Origin of the sequence: Paenibacillus cymbidii, from assembly GCF_004764705.1 — a bacterium.
GTDB classification, from domain to species: Bacteria; Bacillota; Bacilli; order Paenibacillales; family NBRC-103111; genus Paenibacillus_AN; species Paenibacillus_AN cymbidii.
On the sequence record NZ_SHLX01000009.1, the window covers coordinates 274,293 to 292,523 of the forward strand.

At 61.0% G+C, this 18,231-nt stretch carries 12 protein-coding genes; 11 read left to right on the plus strand and 1 reads right to left on the minus strand.

Going from position 1 to position 18,231, the window contains the following annotated elements; genetic code table 11:
• Positions 1-30 precede the first annotated feature (30 nt).
• Positions 31-2,028 (plus strand): S-layer homology domain-containing protein, encoded by a 1,998-nt coding sequence (locus EXY20_RS38935; protein WP_167859240.1) that lies wholly within the window; start codon positions 31-33, stop codon positions 2,026-2,028.
• Positions 2,029-2,242: 214 nt separating this feature from the next.
• Here the strand turns inward: EXY20_RS38935 and EXY20_RS14995 are convergent, their stop codons facing one another.
• The gene (locus EXY20_RS14995) at positions 2,243-4,321 is read right to left on the minus strand and encodes a YheC/YheD family protein (RefSeq protein ID WP_167859241.1); all 2,079 of its coding nucleotides are present in this window, start codon (positions 4,319-4,321) and stop codon (positions 2,243-2,245) included.
• A gap of 412 nt (positions 4,322-4,733) precedes the next feature.
• Between EXY20_RS14995 and EXY20_RS15000 the strand changes: the two genes are divergently transcribed.
• The 10 genes from EXY20_RS15000 (at position 4,734) to EXY20_RS15045 (ending at position 17,848) form a co-directional block, all read left to right on the plus strand.
• Complete coding sequence (locus EXY20_RS15000) at positions 4,734-5,657, plus strand: ABC transporter permease (protein WP_135552420.1); 924 nt, start codon at positions 4,734-4,736, stop codon at positions 5,655-5,657.
• The gene (locus tag EXY20_RS15005) at positions 5,651-6,547 is read left to right on the plus strand and encodes a carbohydrate ABC transporter permease (protein WP_135552422.1); all 897 of its coding nucleotides are present in this window, start codon (positions 5,651-5,653) and stop codon (positions 6,545-6,547) included. The genes EXY20_RS15000 and EXY20_RS15005 overlap by 7 nt, the downstream gene beginning before the upstream one ends.
• A 164-nt stretch (positions 6,548-6,711) precedes the next feature.
• The gene (locus EXY20_RS15010) at positions 6,712-8,337 is read left to right on the plus strand and encodes an extracellular solute-binding protein (protein ID WP_167859242.1); all 1,626 of its coding nucleotides are present in this window, start codon (positions 6,712-6,714) and stop codon (positions 8,335-8,337) included.
• Between the two features lie 82 nt (positions 8,338-8,419).
• Positions 8,420-9,811 carry a glycoside hydrolase family protein gene (locus EXY20_RS15015; RefSeq protein WP_135552427.1) on the plus strand — a complete coding sequence of 464 codons (1,392 nt, stop codon included), beginning with the start codon at positions 8,420-8,422 and terminating at the stop codon, positions 9,809-9,811.
• 72 nt (positions 9,812-9,883) lie between these two features.
• Complete coding sequence (locus EXY20_RS15020) at positions 9,884-11,413, plus strand: glycoside hydrolase family protein (RefSeq protein ID WP_167859243.1); 1,530 nt, start codon at positions 9,884-9,886, stop codon at positions 11,411-11,413.
• Positions 11,410-12,960, plus strand: coding sequence for a hypothetical protein (locus EXY20_RS15025; protein ID WP_135552431.1), 1,551 nt, complete (start codon positions 11,410-11,412; stop codon positions 12,958-12,960). Before EXY20_RS15020 ends, EXY20_RS15025 begins: the two co-directional genes overlap by 4 nt.
• 157 nt (positions 12,961-13,117) lie before the next feature.
• Positions 13,118-14,524: a glycoside hydrolase family 32 protein gene (locus EXY20_RS15030; protein ID WP_167859244.1), complete on the plus strand. Its 1,407-nt coding sequence runs from the start codon at positions 13,118-13,120 to the stop codon at positions 14,522-14,524.
• A gap of 18 nt (positions 14,525-14,542) precedes the next feature.
• Complete coding sequence (locus EXY20_RS15035; protein ID WP_135552435.1) at positions 14,543-15,535, plus strand: LacI family DNA-binding transcriptional regulator; 993 nt, start codon at positions 14,543-14,545, stop codon at positions 15,533-15,535.
• Between the two features lie 107 nt (positions 15,536-15,642).
• Complete coding sequence (locus EXY20_RS15040) at positions 15,643-16,992, plus strand: hypothetical protein (protein WP_167859245.1); 1,350 nt, start codon at positions 15,643-15,645, stop codon at positions 16,990-16,992.
• A 133-nt stretch (positions 16,993-17,125) separates the two neighbouring features.
• Positions 17,126-17,848, plus strand: a complete 723-nt coding sequence (locus EXY20_RS15045; protein WP_135552439.1) for a DsbA family oxidoreductase — start codon at positions 17,126-17,128, stop codon at positions 17,846-17,848.
• Positions 17,849-18,231: the final 383 nt, after the last annotated feature.

The following is an 18,231-nucleotide window of genomic DNA, read 5'->3' on the forward strand; positions in this document are numbered from 1 at the left end:
GACTTCCATCCAGAATGAGGAGAACTGACGATGGCTGACAAACGGGACAATGATGATGTGCTGGCGTCCGAGCGCCAACGAGCGGCGATGAAGAAGGCGGCGAGAATCGCTCGCACGTCGATGCTGGCGGTTACGATGGGCGTCAACTGGTTGGCTGTGCAGACGGCGAATGCGGACCAGCCGAACGCGAGCGATCCGAATCAGCAATTGACGGCTCCGTCGCCGACTCCGTACACCGGCAATTCGCTCGACTACTTTCGAAACCAGTTTTTGCCCCAATCGGGCTACCATACGTTGGGCGTAGGGGAAGGAGCCCCGCCAACGGCCGATAATGTACGCATTTCCGGAACTGCCATGGTCGGGCAGATCCTGCACGGAGCGTACGATTATCGCGACGAAGACGACTCCGACAGCGACCATAACGAGCAGGGAACGACATTCCAGTGGTACCGTTCGGACAATGCGGAGCAGACGCTCAACTGGACGCCGATTCCGGGGGCGACTGGCGCTTCCTACACATTGACCGGCGCCGATGGGGGCAAATACATTACCTTTGCCGTCACGCCGCGCTCGAAGGTAGAGCCGTTTGACGGGGAGGAGACGAAGAGCGCGGCGACTAGCGCCGTCCAGCCGGAACCAACGCCCGAGCCGACGCCGGATCCAACACCAACACCAACGCCAACTCCTGCTCCAACACCAACACCGACACCGACACCGACGCCAACGCCTGCGCCAACGCCGACCCCCTTACCGCAAGATGAGGAGTCGTTGATTGAAGTCGTGGCGGTCAAGCAAAATGTCGAAACGAACGATTCGGCCAAACTGACGCTGACCCGAAACGGCAACGGCATTGAGCGAGCTTCTTTCCACTTCGTTCCGGAGGGAGTCGTTCGTTCCTCGCATGATGCGAGCAAGAAGGAAACGATAGCGGTTCGTGCCGCAACACTGCGAGGCGCGAATACGGTGCTGGCGGATATCGCCGGCGACGCGCTGGCCACGCTGCAGGCCAATCAGCAGCGCTTGGCCGTCATTACCGGCGACGTGGCGATCGAGTTCCCGACGGCGTCGATTCCGCTCGGTGCGCTTGCGCAGAGCAGCGGCGTGCCGGTCGACCGTTTGAAGCTGGAACTGACGATTGCCAAGCAACCGGCTGCCGTTAAAGAGGATGCGAATCGATGGGTGGCGGCGCAAGGGGCGTCCGTTGTCGGCGAGCCGTTCCGCTTCTCGCTGCAGGTGAACGACGGAACGGTCTCCACTCCTGTCGTGCAGTACGGGAACGCTTATGCCAATATGACGATTCCGATTCCCGCGGGAGTGAGGGATGCGCATTCTCTCGGCGCGGTCATTATGCTTGACGGCAAGTATGTGCCGGCCCCCGTGCGGATCGTGGACGACGGCCATGCGCTCGTCCATGCGCCTACCAATGCGACGGTAATTCTGATTCAGCGCGACAAACGGTTCCCGAATGCGGAGACGCATTGGGGCTATGACGATATTGTGCGGATGGCGGATAAAGGGAATACCGACGGCGACGACAGCGGCAGCTATCAGCCGGACGCGAAGCTGACCCGGGCCGAATTTGCCGAGCTGCTGGTCAAATCGTTCGGACTCGGTCATCAGAAGACGGCGATGGCGGGCGGGCCGGCATTTACCGATCTGCCGAGCGACGCCGCTGCCCGGGAAAGCATAAGCATCGCCGCGCAAGCCGGCCTGTTCGAGGGCGTGGCGGACGGCATTTTCGCTCCCGATCAGGAAGTGACGCGAGAGCAAATTGTGGCCGTGCTGATGCGCTTCTACCGCGCGTTCGATCTGGACACCGGCTCGGCCTCGGCGGAGGTTCGGTTGTCCGCGTTCAGCGACGGCGGCCTTGTTTCGGAGTGGGCGGAGGCCGATGCCCGGGAGGCCGGGCAAGCGGGCATTATTGCCGGCTACGAGAACGGCACGGTCCGCCTGCTGCAACCGGGCACTCGTGCCGAGGCGGTTGCCCTGATTCGCCGCTTCCTGCAGGTTACCGGTCTGATCAATTAAGTAAGCGCAAGCGGGCTTAACAACAAGGCTTAACTGGAAAACCTGCCGTTATTTTTTCGTATTTTCGCGAATAATCGAAATTAGAGGGAAAACCTCCTGCTATTTCAGCGCCAAACCCCGGTTTTCGGGGAAAAGGCGAAAATTAGCGGGAGGTTTTCCCGTTATTCGCGCTCGCCTGCAGCATTTGGCCGAACGAGCTGCTTCCTCCCCCGTGTCAGCTTTTGCTGGCTTTTTCGTACCGCGTTTGCAGCAGCGACAGCGCGAACGGGATGACGCGCCGGGCATTGTCGTAAGGATGAACGGCGTCTCCCGGGCCGTCGATTTCCCCGCCGAGAAGACGGGGGACACGTTCGGCATCGATGGCAAAATCGAGCACAAGCTCATGCAGCCGGTTGCGGTTGGCCGCTTGCAGCTGTTTGGCGGACGTGCCGGCCAACGCGCGGATTTGCGCATCGATCGTCTCGGCCGCTTCGCCGTATTCCCGGTCGAGCAGCCAGTCCCAGTCGGCGGCAAAAGGAAGCGCACTCGTCGGATCGGGAGAAGCCAGCGCCAGCAGCGGGACGATTCGGGCGACTTCCCAGCCGCCGCCGGGTTGTCTCGACAAGTTGGCGTGAATATGAAGCGCATGTCCGTCATGCGTGCGGCTGTCCATTTTTTCGATCAGGATATAGTTGGCGTCGTCGAACAACGCGAGGAATTCGAGAAATTCGGCCTCGTTGAAAGCGTGCATCCGAGCGGCTTCGTGGACCGCATAATGCGTGGGCAATCGTTTGAGCAGCAGCATGTCCCCGGTCTGCGAAGCGGCATCCGATCTCATCACAACGAATTCGTGGCGGTCGACGAAACGTTTGGCCGCTTGCGGGTCGGACGGCCGCAGGAAGTGCGGCAGATGCCCCGCCAACTGCGGATTCCGCGCGGCAATGGCAAAAAACAACGGGGCCGGAATCGGTCCTTTTGGCTCCCGGGAGGTCAGCGGCAGATTGGAGCTCGGGCGGTACAGGGCGTGCGACGCGTCCGCTTCCGCCCCTGCGGCATCGAGCATGTTGTACACGATGTCGGGAGCGGCAAAGGTGGCGGCTTGCCATTGCCGACCGTCGTGCCGGAAGCCGGTTACCGAGCTCGAGCGGAAGCCGACGCCGTCCAAATAAAAATAAGCGAGCTTCACGCCGTAATTCCTTGCGACATCCACATACGCCTCAAGCTCCCCGGGAGAGGACGAGCGGCCGAGCAGCAGCCCGAGCGTAGCGTCGGCTCCCGGTGCCGCGCCGATCGAAGCTTGCGCGTTCATCGCCTGTGCGGCGACGTATTTGGCATACGCTACGGTTTGCACGGCGCGCTCTTTCTCATAGAACAACGTCCCGGGACACGTATTGGCTTCGTAGAACCAGATGCGCCGCTGCGCGTCGATGGCCAGGTCGATGCCAAGCTCGTCGAGCGGATGGGCGTAGCGGGAATCGAGGAAAACGGCGATGGCCAGGCCCAGCTCGGCCAGGCGCTGCGGGAATGCGGCGCAATCGTTCGGGAACAGGCGCTGCAAAAAATCGCCCAGCGGCTCGGTCCGACCGCCAACGCTGACATTGCTCGTCACCGTATCCTTGCCTCCGATGCGCGGATACATCAGGCTGACGCCCCAGTTGCCCGTCCCGTCCCGCTGAACGAGAATTCGAAAGTCGTACGGTTCGCCCTCCGGAGTCAGGCATACGATATACGGCTGGATCAAATAATCCCGTCTTAACTGGCGGACGAACTCGGCCAGTTGGCCGCGGTCCAGCCAAACCCACTCCGCGCCTCGCTGCAGGCCGTACCGGCTCCCTTCGCGCACAAGCGCCTGCACGCCCGCGCCGCGGCTGCCTTGCGAGGGCTTGAGGATGAGCTTGTCGTGCGACGCGAACAAATCGTCGATTTGATCCGCATCGCGCAGGAGTGCGGTCGGGACAACGTGCGGCGCAAGCGAAGGCACGGAGGCGATCATGTTCGTCACGGCCCATTTGTCGTCGATCAGGAAGGCCGTGAACGGCACCATTTTGCGGAAAATGAGCTCCCGATCCGACCGCCGGCGCGGTCCCCACGGCCTGACGTTCATGACGGCCTGCGGAAACGGAAACACCCCCGTTTCCCAGCCGCCGCCGGCAAATACGCGGCCAGATACGGTTCTTTTATCCAAATCGATGCCCGATTCGTTGAAAAAAACCGCTTGCGCGTGTTGGCGAACGGCTTCTTCCGCGATGGCTTGAACGCGACCTTCGGGCATAACCGCAAAAGGATCGTGAGGATGAAAAACGCCCAACTGCACCGTGATGTTCCTCCTTCGTTGACTGTCCCGCCTGACGGGCAAGCTTCTGTTCTTCATTATAACAAGCCTTGCGAAACGCGGATAGGAGCAGGAGGAAACGGGGATTCCGACAGCATGCGGCGCCATTATGCTTGCGAAATGTGACAACGATATCATCCATGCATTTCAAATTCAAAATGCGCTGTTGACAGTTCAAATGAACGAACCTATAATGTGACTAAAGAAAGTAAGACAACGTTGTCACATATTCGAAGCAGAGTGGGGCTATCGCTTGACGCCACGTTCCGGGCGGCTGCGACGCTTGCACAAGATCCCGGGGCAAGGTGCGAAGCGGAGTGGCATCATGCGCAATAATCGCTTTCGCACCGCTTGGAAAGCGCTTTCGAATGGATGTGACGAAGAGGGGCGGACGATGAGAGGAACCCGTTTCGGCAAGAGGCTGCTGAACAATGTGATTCGCGAGTACGACTTGTATTTGCTGATTTTGCCGGTAGTTGCTTATTTTATTATTTTCCATTACGTCCCGATGATCGGCGTGCAGCTGGCGTTCAAGGAGTTTTCGCCCATTCACGGCATCTTCGGCGACCAGTGGGTCGGGCTGAAATACTTCGAGCGCTTCATCCATGCCTACGATTTCAACCGGATTGTGGCCAATACGGTGCTCATCAGCCTGTATTCGCTGGCGATTGGTTTTCCGGCGCCGATCGTGCTGGCGCTGATGCTGAACGAAGTCACCTCGAGGCGCTTCAAGAAACTGGTGCAGACGGTCACTTACGCGCCGCACTTTATTTCCACCGTCGTGTTCGTCGGCATGCTGATCGCCTTCCTGTCGCCATCTTCGGGGATCATCAACATTTTGCTGCAGAAGGTGGGGCTTGCGCCGATCCATTTTATGCAAAACCCCGGCTATTTCAAAAGCATTTACGTGTTTTCCGGCATCTGGCAAGGGGTGGGCTGGGGCGCGATCATCTACATCGCCGCTCTGGCGTCGGTGGATACGGAGCTGTACGAGGCGGCCAAGGTGGACGGCATCACCAAGCTGCGCAAAATATGGTCGATCGACCTGCCCAGTATCATGCCGATCGTCACGATCATGCTGGTGCTGCAGATCGGCCACATCATGGATGTGGGCTTCGAGAAAGTGTTCCTGATGCAGAACAGCATGAACGTATCCAGCTCGCAAATCATATCGACGTACGTGTACAACGTGGGGCTTGTCGGCGTGCAGTACAGCTACGCGACGGCGATCGGGCTGTTTAATGCGGTCATCAATTTTGCCCTGCTGCTGCTGGCCAACGGCCTGGTGAAAAAGATGGGGAGGACGGGATTATGGTAAAAAGGCGGATTGCCGCAGGAGGTTCGGACCGCGCGTTCGACATCGTTGTGCATGTGCTGCTTGCGCTGCTGCTGCTTGTCGTGCTGTACCCGCTGCTGTACATCGTCAGCGCATCCTTCAGCGACCCTTACGCGGTGACCAACGGGCAAATGCTGCTATGGCCGGTCGGCTTCACCTGGGAAGGATACGACAAAATTTTCGCCAGCGACGACATATGGAACGGCTACAAAAACGCGATCGTGTATACGCTCGTCGGCACGACGGTGAACGTGGTGCTGACGATTATGGCGGCTTACCCGCTCTCGCGAAGCAATTTTATGGCGCGTAATTTCTTCATGTTTCTGTTCGCGTTTACGATGTTTTTCAGCGGCGGCCTCATTCCGTTGTACATGGTGGTCAAGTCGCTTGGGCTGCTCAATTCGATGTGGGCGCTCATCATTCCAAGCGCCGTGTCGATCTGGAATATTATCGTGGCGCGCACGTACTTTCAGATGTCGATCCCGAACGAGCTTTACGAAGCGGCGCAAATCGACGGCTGCCGCAATTTCCGTTACCTGCTCAGCGTTGTGCTGCCCCTGTCGAAGCCGATCGTCGCGGTGCTCGTCCTGTTCTACGGCGTCGGGCATTGGAACAAGTTTTTTGACGCGCTGATCTTCCTGAACGACGAGGACAAATACCCGTTGCAGCTTATTTTGCGCAACATTCTGATCAAAAACATGCTGTCGGAACAAATGCTCGACCAGTTTACCGATTTTGCCGAACAGGACCGGATAGCGGAAGTGATCAAATACGGCCTGATCGTCGTCTCTTCGGTACCGATGCTTGTCATCTATCCGTTCGTGCAAAAATATTTCATCAAGGGGGTGATGATCGGCGCGATCAAAGGATAGCGCGGAGGAGGCAAGGAACCGCCGGCCGGACGCGGCCGGGCGGGAGCGGCTGTCAGCCAGGAACGGAAAAAACGGAATGCGAGTCTAACGACGCACGATAACAGGGGATTGCGGCAAAAACCGCAAATAGGAATGACGTTGGCAAGAAACAAGGAGGAATGGCGATGGATATGCGCAGGAATGGAACCGCCTTGCTGGCGGCGGCGCTCCTGGCGGCGGCCGTGGCGGGATGCAGCGGCGGCAAAAGCGATGGCGAAAGCAAGAGCAGCGCGGCTCCCTCGGGCAGCGCCGCCCCGTCCGCAGCCGGCTCGGCAACGCCGGCCAAGGAGAAGGTCACGATCAAGATGGGCATCATGAAGGCGGCCGATCACGGCGACTTCAAAACGATGAAGGTCGTGACCGATTACGAGCAGAAGAGCAACATTCATATCGATTGGGTGGAAGTGCCGCAGCAAAATTTTACCGAAAAATGGAACCTGATGCTGACAAGCGGCGACTATCCGGAAGCGTTCTACGGCAGAGGCATGGAAAACTCCGGTCTCGACGAGATGTACGGCAGAAGCGGGGTTTTCCTCCCGCTGAACGATCTGATCGACAAGTATGCGCCCAATATCAAAAAAATGTTCGACACGGTGCCCGGAGCAAGGGCGAGGAGCATGGTCGACGGCAAAATTTATTCCATTCCGAACCCGGCCAGCGCCTATCACATTCAGACCGAGCACAAGTTTTACATTAATAAAGTGTGGCTCGACAAGCTGGGGCTGAAGGTGCCGACGACGACCGACGAGCTGTACGAGGTGCTCAAGGCATTTAAGGCGAACGATCTGAACGGCAACGGCAAGGCGGACGAAATCCCGTTCACGACTTGGGTCGCCGGCGGATACGACGGCCTGGACACGCTGTTCGGCTCGTGGGGCGTGCCCGACAACGCGCGCGATCACACGATGCTGAACAACGGCAAAGTCGTGTTCGTACCGGCCCAGGAAGGATACCGCAAAGGCCTCGAGTTCCTGAACAAACTGTACAAGGAAGGGCTGATCGATCAGGAGGTGTTTACCCAAACCGATCAGCAGCTTACGGCCAAGGGCAGCGGCAAAGATGTCGTGGTGGGCAGCTTCATCCGCCACATCGGCGACTATGTCGTCGGCACCGACCGGTTCAAGGACTACGTCGCCGTGCCGGTGCTGAAAGGGCCGGACGGCTTGCAGCTGGCGACCAAAATCGACTTTCCGCGGCTGATGCTCAATACGTTCGTCATCACGAACAAAAACAAGCATCCCGAGGACACCATTCGTTGGCTGGACTACATGTTCACCGAACAGGGCGCGCTGGAATTCAACTTCGGTCCCGAGAACGTGGCCTGGAAATGGAATGGCGATGGCACATGGGAAGTGCTGCCGCCGCCGGCGGGCGTCAATTCCAACACGTTCCGCAACGGCAATTCGCCCGGCGGTTACGGGCTGACCTGGATGAGCGAAGCGCTGAACCAGAAAGGCAAAGTGTCTTCGCCGATCGAGCAGGCCTACATCGACCACACCAAAATGTACGAACCGTACTTCCCGAAGGAAGTGTATCCGACGCTGCGCTTCAGCCAGAAGCAAAGCGAAGCGCTTAGCACGGTTAAAGGCAGCTTGTTTAACTACGTGCAGGAGATGGAAGGCAAATTCATCACCGGCCAGACCCCGCTAAGCAAGTGGGACGATTACTTGAAGGAACTGGACAAAATCGGGCTGAAAACGTACCTTCAGGTGTACCAGGAGGCGTACGACAGCTACAAGGCAATCAAATAAAGCAGGAATGGGGAGGCTGCTTCTGTTCGGCAGCCTTCCCCGGCTTCGGCTGATTGCGCGATTGCGGGAGGATGAGGACAACATGGCAACCTTGCTGTTTCTGGACGATCATCATTTGAATTTGAGCCGCAATGTGGAACGCCGCATCGGAAGTCCGCAGCGACTGGACGAATATACGTACCGGGATCCGCTGAATGAAATCGCCTGGGGTTATCCGACGGTATTCCGGGACGAGGCGAGCGGCAAGTGGCGGATGACTTACCAGCACTGCAGCACGACGTTCCCGCGAATTCCGCTGCTGGCCGAAAGCGATGACGGGCTGCGCTGGCAACCGCGGGATACGACGCGGGAGGTGGCGATCGCGGGCCGTTTGCGCGATAACCAACTGCTGCCGGTCGATGAGTTTTCGGAGTGGTCGACGACGGTGATCGACCCGTACGCGCCGCCCGAAGAGCGGTACAAGGGGTTGGTGGTCGAGCATACGAGCCGTCATTTTCTGAAATCGCACTTGTGGGTGTCGCCCGACGGCGTACGCTGGACGGAACGGCCGGGAGCGGAGTGGCAGCGCATCGCCGGCGATCCGCTGTCGCATGCTTTCTGGAACGAAGCGCGCCAAAGCTTTACGTTCGTGTCCCGGCCGGACTGGACGGATCGCCGGCTGACGGTGTACGAAACGAAAGATTGGCGAACGTTCTCCGAGCCGGAGCTGGCGCTGCAGGCCGACGCGCTCGATACGCCGCTCGCCAATCTTTACGGCATGCCGGTGTTCCCGTACGAAGGCATCTACATCGGTTTCCTGTGGGTGTATCATCCGTCGCAGGAAGTGAAGGGCTTCTCGCCGCATAAGTTTCTTGGCGGCAACGTCGATTGCCAGCTGGCGTACAGCCTGAACGGACGCCACTTCATGCGCGGCTTGCGCACGCCGTTCGTGACGAACGGCGAGCCGGGCGAGCCCGATGCGGGCTGCGTATATCCTTCGCACCTTCGACAACTGAAGGACGGCTCGCTGCTCCTGTATGCATCCGCCAGCACGCACGAACATGCCATGCCCGGCGCGACGTCGATTATAACGTACGCGCTGCGCCGGGATGGGTTCGCATACTTGCGCAGCAACGGCGGCGCAGGAACGATAGGGACGAAACCGCTGCTGTACCGGGGCGGCGACATCGAATTCAACGTGCAAAGCCAGGGCGGCTATGCGAAGGTGCAGCTCACCGACTGGTCGGGGCAGCCGCTGGAGGGTTACACCTTCGACGAAAGTTTGCCGTTCAGCGGCGACGATCCGGCGTGGAAGCCGCAGTGGCAGGGCGGCAAGTGCATCGACGAGCTGGCGGGGCAAGCGATCCGCGTCGAGGTGGAGCTGCTGAACGCCCGCTTGTACGCCATTCGCGGCGAAATCGCCTCGCTGTATGCCGGGCAATGCTGGCGTTACGTTCACGAAGGTATTGAACCGACGGTGCGGCCCGGATTTTGATCGGCGGCGGACAGAAGTGGCGCGATGAATGCGAAGGAAGCAAACGACGCAAGGAAGGCGAGGGGTTCGTTGATGTTGGGCTACAAGCCGCATGGCCTGGAAATGTGGGATGCGTGGTGCATCGAGCGCGAAGGCAGGGCGCACATGCTGCATTTGCAGTTCCTGTCGCCGGAGTCGGCGCGCAGCCGGCTCGAGGCGGACAGTCTCGGCCACGCCGTTTCGGACGACCTGCTGCATTGGCGCGAGCTGGCGCCCGCGTTCGCTCCCGGCGAGGAGGGCGGGCTTGACGATCTGCAGCCGTGGACCGGCTGCCTGTACGAGCACGGCGGCACGTATTATTTGTACTACACGATGCGCTCCAGCCGGGACGGGGCGCGAACGCAGCACATCGGCCTGGCGACAAGCGACGATCTGACACGCTTTCGCCGGTACGAAGGCAACCCGGTGATTGCTCCCGACCCTCGCTGGTATGTCGATCGCGAATGTCCGCTGCCGGGCGGGGTGGTCGATTGCCGCGATCTGGTCATCGTGGACAATCCCGACGGGACCGGCTGGTACGGCTTCTACGCCGCCCGCGTTCCGGCGGACGATCTGACCGAAGGGGCGGCGATCGCCGTCGTCCGCAGCGACGATCTCGTGCACTGGGAGCACTTGCCGCCCGCCTTCGTGCCGCGCAAGTACGCGGTCGTCGAAGTGCCCGACGTGTTTGCGATCGACGGGCGCTGGTACATGACGTGCCTGACCGGGCACGGCTACGGCAATCGCGGCATCTTCGCCGACAGGGCGGCGTTTCGCGGCACGATTTACGCGGTCGCCGATTCGATCGAGGGGCCGTACCGCGAGCTGCCGGACGACCACTTGCTGCTCGCCGGCGATTATTCGTGCGGCTATTCGTGCCGCAGCTTCCTGTGGCAAGGCAAACGCTACGCCTTGTATACGGAACGGGGGAAGAACACGATTTCGCCGCCGATGGAGCTGGCCGCAACCCGCGAGGGTTGGCTGCGGCTAAGGTACAGCCCGCTCACCGCAGGCTGGCGGCAGCTCACGGTGTCGGCCCCCGGACAGCTGCCGGGCATCGTCCGGCTGCCCTGGTGCCACGCGATCTGGGGGCTTCCCGGCGGCGCATGGGAAATGGACGCGGCTGCCGCAGCGTATCGCGGCGTTGCGGCAGGGCGCGGCTGGCAAATCGCCGATCTCGGCATCGGCAGCGCCGACGTGGAGATTGAAGCGGAGGTAACGCTTGAGTCGGGCGTTGCGGCGGGGCTCGTCTGGCGCGCCGACACAGAGAAGGCTGACGCCAGCGGCGACCTGGTTGTCATGATCGATGCCGACGAAGGCGTCGTTCGGGCGGGCATCGCCGCCGAGTTCGGCGAACCGTGGAGCCGGGGCTGGCGCATCGAGCATTGGCGCGCCTGCCATATGCGCGTCGTCGTGCGCCGGCCGCGCGTGGAAGTGTACATCGACGACATGCTGGCGCTGCAGTTCGGCGGCAAGTTCGCCGATGCGTCGCGGCCGAGCGTCGGCTTGTTCGTCGACCGCGCCGTTGCGACGATCGGCGGCCTGGGCATTTATGCGCTCGCCGCCGGCTCGGATGAGCCATGAGCAAGCGCAGGCTGCTTGCGCTGCTGGCGGCCCCGCTGTTGTTGGCGGCTGGTTGGGCGGCGGTGTCCGGTTGGCCGGCTTCGACCGGACAGCGCGAAACCGGAGCTGCTGCCCCGGCGGCAAACGAGCCGGCGAAGCGCGCGCTGCTTCACTATCGGCCGGAGGCGTTTGCGCTTGGCGACGTCCATCCTTTTTATGAAGCGGGCACGTATTATTTGTTCTTCTTGAAGCCGGGCAACTATGAGTCGTTGCTGGCGACTTCGCAGAATATGATCGACTGGCGGGAGGCGAAGCTGACTCGCGGCGGTCTTGCCCCCTTCGCGCCCTACTACGCCCTAGGCGTGTTTCGGGACCGCGCCGACGGGCTGTATCGCAGCTACTACGGCAGCCAGTTCCGGATGAAAGGCTCCGAGAGCGCGGATCTGCTGCACTGGACCAATGCCGACTTTACTTACGATATCCCCGGAGACGCGCAGACGTATCCGGGCGGCACGCGGGATCCGTACGTATTCTACGACCCGGATCTTGCTTCGTACCGGATGGTCGCCACAGCCTACCGCACGAAGGAAAAAAGCGGCGTCGGCAGCGGTCTGGACGCATCGATCGTACTGTCGACGGCGCGGGACGGCGATTTGACCGATTGGGGACCGCCGGTCGATTTGGTTCGTTTTCCGAACCGGGACGTGCCGCTTGCCAAGGCGCAGGACCCGGAAGTGGCGCAACTGGCCCGGATCGGCGACCGGTGGTATTTGCTGGCCAGCATCGCCGGCCAATCCGTGCACCATGTCGGCAAACCGAGCTATTGGATCGGCGCTGCCGGCACGCCGATCGACCGCGACAACTGGCAGGAGAAGCCCCGTTTCAGCCTGGACGGCGAAGATTTGGCGGCGGCGCAGCTGGTTCCGAGCGGCGACCGGTGGCTGCTGCTCGGCTGGATTCCGCAGCAGGCCGAAGGCAACGCGTGGGGCGGCCACTTGAGCTTCCCGCGCGAAATCGTGCCGCTTGCCGACGGCACGCTCGCTTCCCGGCTGGAGCCGGCGTTCGGCGCGGCGATTCGCGGCCGGCTGCTGTACGCCGTCGGAGCTGGCGCTCCGCTCGCGGCCGGGGCCCGGCTGCCGGGAACATACGCCCATGCCGATCTCGAGCTGGACGTGAGTCTCGGGCCAACGGCTTCGCGCGCGGGGCTGACGATCGTTGGCGGCCCGTCCGGGGCAGCCACGGCCACGGCCTCGGCCGCAGTTGACGCCGTTTATGTGGCGCTCGATCGTGAGAGCGGATCGCTTCGCGTCGGCAGCGGCACGAACGGCTCGGGAAGCGGGACCGTCTACAGCGAGCTTGCGGTGGCTCCGGACGTCTTCGCCGCTCCCGGCAAGCTGCGGGTCGTCATCGAAGGCGATATGCTCGAATTGTTTCTGAACGAGCGGTATTCGCTTGCCGCCCGCATTCCTTATGCACTGTCGGCGGCTGAACTCGGCGTCTTCGCCTCGGCTGACGGCGCCGGCTTCGACAACGTCAGGGTTTATGAGTTGAACGAGCCCGGCGGATGAATGTGGCAACGTTGCCAACAGGGAAAGTCTTAATTTGATTTACATGGCTCGTATTAATCCTCTATAATAATGATTAAATGTGACAACGATATCATTAATGGATACGGATCAGGAGGACACTATGGCATTGCGTTATGCAGCTGATCGGGGTCGCATTGTGGCGGACATAATCCCTTTTTACGATACCGGGTACTATCACGCGTTTTATTTGAAAGGATTTGCGGACGGTTCGGGATGGAGCCGGCACCATACGCCGTGGGCGCATATTCGCAGCCGCGATTTGTCCGCTTGGGAGGAGCTGCCCGACGCGCTGGCGACGGGCACGCAGGACGCGCCGGACGGCGGCGCCTGCTTCACCGGCTCGGTCATCCGCCGCGGCGAACGAATCCACATTTTCTATACGGGGTTCAGCCCGGGCCATCCTGCCGGCAGGGAGCAGATCATGCACGCCGTCTCCGAGGACGGAATCCGCTTCCGCAAGAACGAAGCCAATCCGGTGCTGCGGTTGGACGATTCCTATTATGGCGCCGGGGAAGATTTCCGCGATCCGTACGTTTTCTGGAACGAGGAAGAGGGCTGCTACTGGATGCTGTTTACGGCGGGGGAACGCCGCCCGTTGTGCGGCGTGCGCCGGGGCGTTATCGGCCTTGCCGTGTCCGCCGATATGGAGCGGTGGGAGTTCCGTCCGCCTTTGTACGCGCCGCGCAAGTATCCTTCGCTCGAATGTCCGGACCTGTTCCGGATCGGCGACTGGTGGTACTTGCTGTTCTCCCAGTTCGGCCGGACGGAGTACCGCATGGCGCGTTCGCCGCACGGTCCGTGGCAGACGCCGGCGTCCCCCCATTTCGACGCCGGCGATTACTTCTTCTACGCGGCCAAAACGGTGTTTGACGGCAATCGCCGCTTCCTGCTCGGCTGGTGCGGCGAATTGGCGGGCGGCCGCGACGCCGCTTCCGCTTTGTGGGGAGGAACGTTCGTCACGCCGCGGGAGCTTCGCCAAAGAGCGGACGGGACGTTGACGCTCGAATGTCCGGAAATTTTCCTGTCTCCCTTTAACAGTTCGGGAATTGTCCGGTATAATCAGTTTAGACAAGTGACCGGCGAATGGACGTTTGCGGACGGAGCGGCCGAAGTTGCCGCAGCGGACGGTTTTGTGTCCTGCTTCGTCGGCGAGGAGAGCGCGGACGTGTCCGTCCGCCTGACGATCGAAGTGCCGGACGACCGGGGAAGCGCAGGCATCGTGCTGCGTTCGAGCGACGATCATGCCGACTGTTACACGGTATCGCTGCATTGGGGCACAAGAACGCTGGCGCTTGCGCGCAGCAAGTCGGTCGACGCGTTTCACGGCCCGGCGCTGCACGGCCCGCGGCTGCTGTGCGCGCGGGAGCTGCCGGAACGTCCGGACGGCCCGGTGCGGCTGACCGCGTTTCTCCGGGACGGCATTCTTGAGGTGTTCGTGGCGGGCGTTACGCTGACGGCTCCGCTGCAAGACATTCGCGCCGGGCGTTTCGGCTTGTTCGCCAGCGAAACGCCGGCCTCTTTTGCGGATGTGAGGCTTAGTTGAGAAAGAAGGGGAGCCAGAATGGCCAATAGCCGGGATGTCGCCAAATTGGCGGGCGTATCGATATCGAGCGTGTCGCGGGCGTTTCGCGAAGACACGTATATCAGCAAGGAAGTGAAGCAGCGCATTCTGTCCGCGGCGGATGAGCTCGGCTACACCCCGAATTTGCTGGCCCGCAGTTTGAAAAACCAGAAGAGCCACATTATCGGCCTTATCATTTCGGACATCGACAATCCGTTCTATTCGATCATGACGCGGATCATCGAGGCCGAGCTGAAGCGCAGCGGCTATCGCATTCTGCTCTCCTACAGCAACGAAAATTCGGAGCGGGAAGCGGAGGATTTAAGCCTGCTGTCCAGCTCGCGGGTGGACGGCATCCTCTTTACGCCGACATCGGTGAAGAACCGTTCGTTGGTGAACCAGCTGAAAAAGCAAAATATTGCGCTCGTGCAAATGTACCGCAGGGGCTATACGGATCTCGATTCCATTCTCGTCGACGATCAGCGGGGGGCTTATCTGGCCACCAAACATCTGCTGCAGAACGGGCACCGGGATATCCTGCTGCTCAGCGTCGAAAGCTCGATTTCGCCCAACCGCGCCGAAGGCTACCGGCAGGCGATGCGGGAAGAGAATATTCCGATTCAGGATCATCTGATTATGCACCTGCCGTTTCAGACCGATTTGCGAATGACCATTTACAACAAAATCAAGGAAACGCAGCCGACGGCGCTGATCGCCGGAACGAATACGATCGGCATGGATTTCATCAAGGTGTGCAAGGAACACAAGCTTTCGATTCCGGACGACATCAGCCTCATCATGTTCGACGACGTCGCCTGGGCCGGGTTGCTCGACATTACGACGATATCGCAGCCGATCGATTACCTGGGTCTGTCCGCTTGCCGCGCCATTATCGACCGGATCGAAAAAAACAAGTCCGGCGAGCCGATCGTGTCGGTGCTGGAACCGTTCCTGATCGCCCGCAATTCGGTGAAAAATTTGTATTTGCGCTGATGCCGCAGCGTCCAGGGAGCCATCCGTCCGGAGGAGGCTCCCGTTTTGTCGTGGAAGCTTTCCGGCGGCGCGATGCAACACACGCGATAACAAAGGAGACGAACGACTTGGAGGAAACCGGAAAACCGTTGCTGCACTACATTCATCCGCAGCATGCCGTCGGGGACGTGCACCCGTTCTATTGGCAAGGAACGGTGTACTTGTATTATTTGAAGCCCGGCGGCCGTTACGAAGCGGCGCTGCTGCGCTCGGACGATCTGCTGCATTGGGAGGAAGCGGCGATTTCGCACGAGCCTGACAGCCTGATGCCGCCGCAGAAGCCGTATTTTGTGCTGGGCGTATTTTACGATGCTGCATCCGGTTTGTTCCGCAGCTACTTTGGCAGCGAAGGCAACGTGATGCGCGGCTCCGTCAGCGACGACCTGCTCGTCTGGCGGGCGGCCGGCGAAGCGTGCAACATTCCCGCGCAAGCGGCGTATACGGTGCAGCGGGACCCTTTCGTGTTCTGGAATGAAGCGGAAAGCTGCTACTGGGCGATTATGACGAGCCGCAAAGGCGGCGGCAACAGCGGTCCGCACGGCGGCATATCCTATGCTTCTTCCGCCGATTTGCGGCACTGGACGCCGCGGGGCGATCTGTTTTTCCCCGGCGGTATGGGAGATCCCGAATGTCCGGAACTGTTCCGGATGGGCGACAGCTGGTACTTGTTGTACAGCGCATACGATCATCGCGTCGGCCGGCCGAGCTACCGGGTAAGCGCACAGCCGACCGGCCCCTGGACGGCTTGCGAGCCGGACTGTCTGGACGGCAGCGATCTGGCGGCGGCGCAGACGGTAGCTGCGGGCGGCGACAGGAGATTGCTGTTCGGCTGGATTCCGCTGCATGATACCGAAACGATCGGGCATCAATATTGGGGCGGCCATCTGGCGCTGCCGCGGGAAATATACCGGCTGGCCGACGGCTCGCTCGCTTCCCGGCTGGAGCCGGGCGTGAGCAAGCGCATTCGCGGCGAGCGGCTGGGCGGCTGGCCGTCGGTTGTGGTCGAGCCGGCCGAGGAAGGCTGGAATGTGCCGGGAGTGTACGAACGGATCGATATGGAGCTGGACGTGCTTCCAACCGGCGCATGCACGCAAGCGGTCATCCGGCTGCTGCGGCCGGGAGCGGCGATGCCGACAGACGTCGTGTGGGACGTAGCCGGTCGGCGCCTCGTTATTGCCACTGCGGACGTCGTGCACAGCGATGTGCCGCTGCGCGCTTCGGCGGGGAGGGACGACGCTGCGGGGATGCGGCTGCGCCTGGTGATCGAGGCCGACATCGTCGAGTTGTTCGCGGACGACACGACATCGCTGGCGGCAAGAATTCCGCTGCAATTGAATGGCTTTGCGCTGCGGCTGGCGAGTGCGGGCGGCGCTGTCGCGTATGCCGGCGTGGAAGTGTACCGGCTGAAGGTGCGGTAAAGGAGCGGTTCGGGAGGGCGGGGCGCGGGTCGCCGCGGGCCGGCGCGATGCCGCTTTCGCTTGCGACGGCCGGGCGCCAGGCGTATAATGTGCTCATACAAGTTGCAATTGACGAGCTGAGGAGGGCGACCCGATGAAGGTAGAAGTATGGTCCGATATTATGTGCCCGTTTTGCTATATAGGCAAGCGTCGGTTCGAGGCGGCGCTGGAGCAGTTTCCGCAGAAGGACGAGGTGGAGGTCGTATATCGCAGCTTCCAGCTGGACCCGAACGCCGAACGTTTCCCGCAGCAGGACACCTACGAGATGGTCGCCAAGAAATACGGCTTGTCCCGCGAAAGGGCGCAAGCCATGCACGACAATCTCGTGCAGCAGGCGAAGTCGGTCGGCCTCGATTTCCGCTTCGAGAACGCCATTCCGGCCAATTCGCTTGACGCGCACCGGCTGATCCACTACGCCGGCACGCTCGGCAAGCGGGAAGCGGTCGTGGAGCTGATGTTCAAGGCGTATTTCACCAACGGCACCCACATCGGCAAAATCGAGCAGTTGGCCGACGTCGCCGCAGAAGCCGGCATCGACCGGGAGGCGGCGCTTGCGGTGCTGCGAAGCGACAGGTTCGCGGACGAGGTGCGCGCGGAATGCCGCGAGGCGAGTCGGCTCGGGGCGAACGGTGTGCCTTACTACGTGATCGACCGCAAGTATGCGGTGTCCGGGGCGCAGCCGAGCGATTTTTTCCTTGGCGCGCTGCAGCAAGCCTGGGACGAGGCGCATCCGCTCGTGTCGCTGAACGAAAGCGAAGCCGGCGATTCCTGCGGCGTCGACGGCTATTGCGCGCCGGGCGAGCAGAAGCCGCAGTAAGCGGCGGCGGCGGCGTCAGCACCGGCGGAACGGATTCGGCCCCTCTTGTTGGCTGGCGCAGCCAATGGGAGGGGCTTTTTGCCCGTGCCCGGTCGGCCGGTGGCGAAATAGGCCATAAAAAGTGGCCTATTTCCTCTATTTCGGCGGTCTCCTCAAAAATAGCCAGTGAAAACACTGGCTATTTGGACTGAACAGCCCCAATCAGGGCAGATTAACGCGAATAGCCAGCGAAATCACTGGCTATTTTGTGGCGATAGGGTGCCGTCAAGTAGTTTGTGTAGTAGGTTCTTCCATCGGGACGATGGAGGTCATTTGTTTGGTGTAAAAGGTTGTGGGCGGCCGTAGCCCAAGCGAAGGCGCGGGAGGTTATTTTTTTGCTCCGT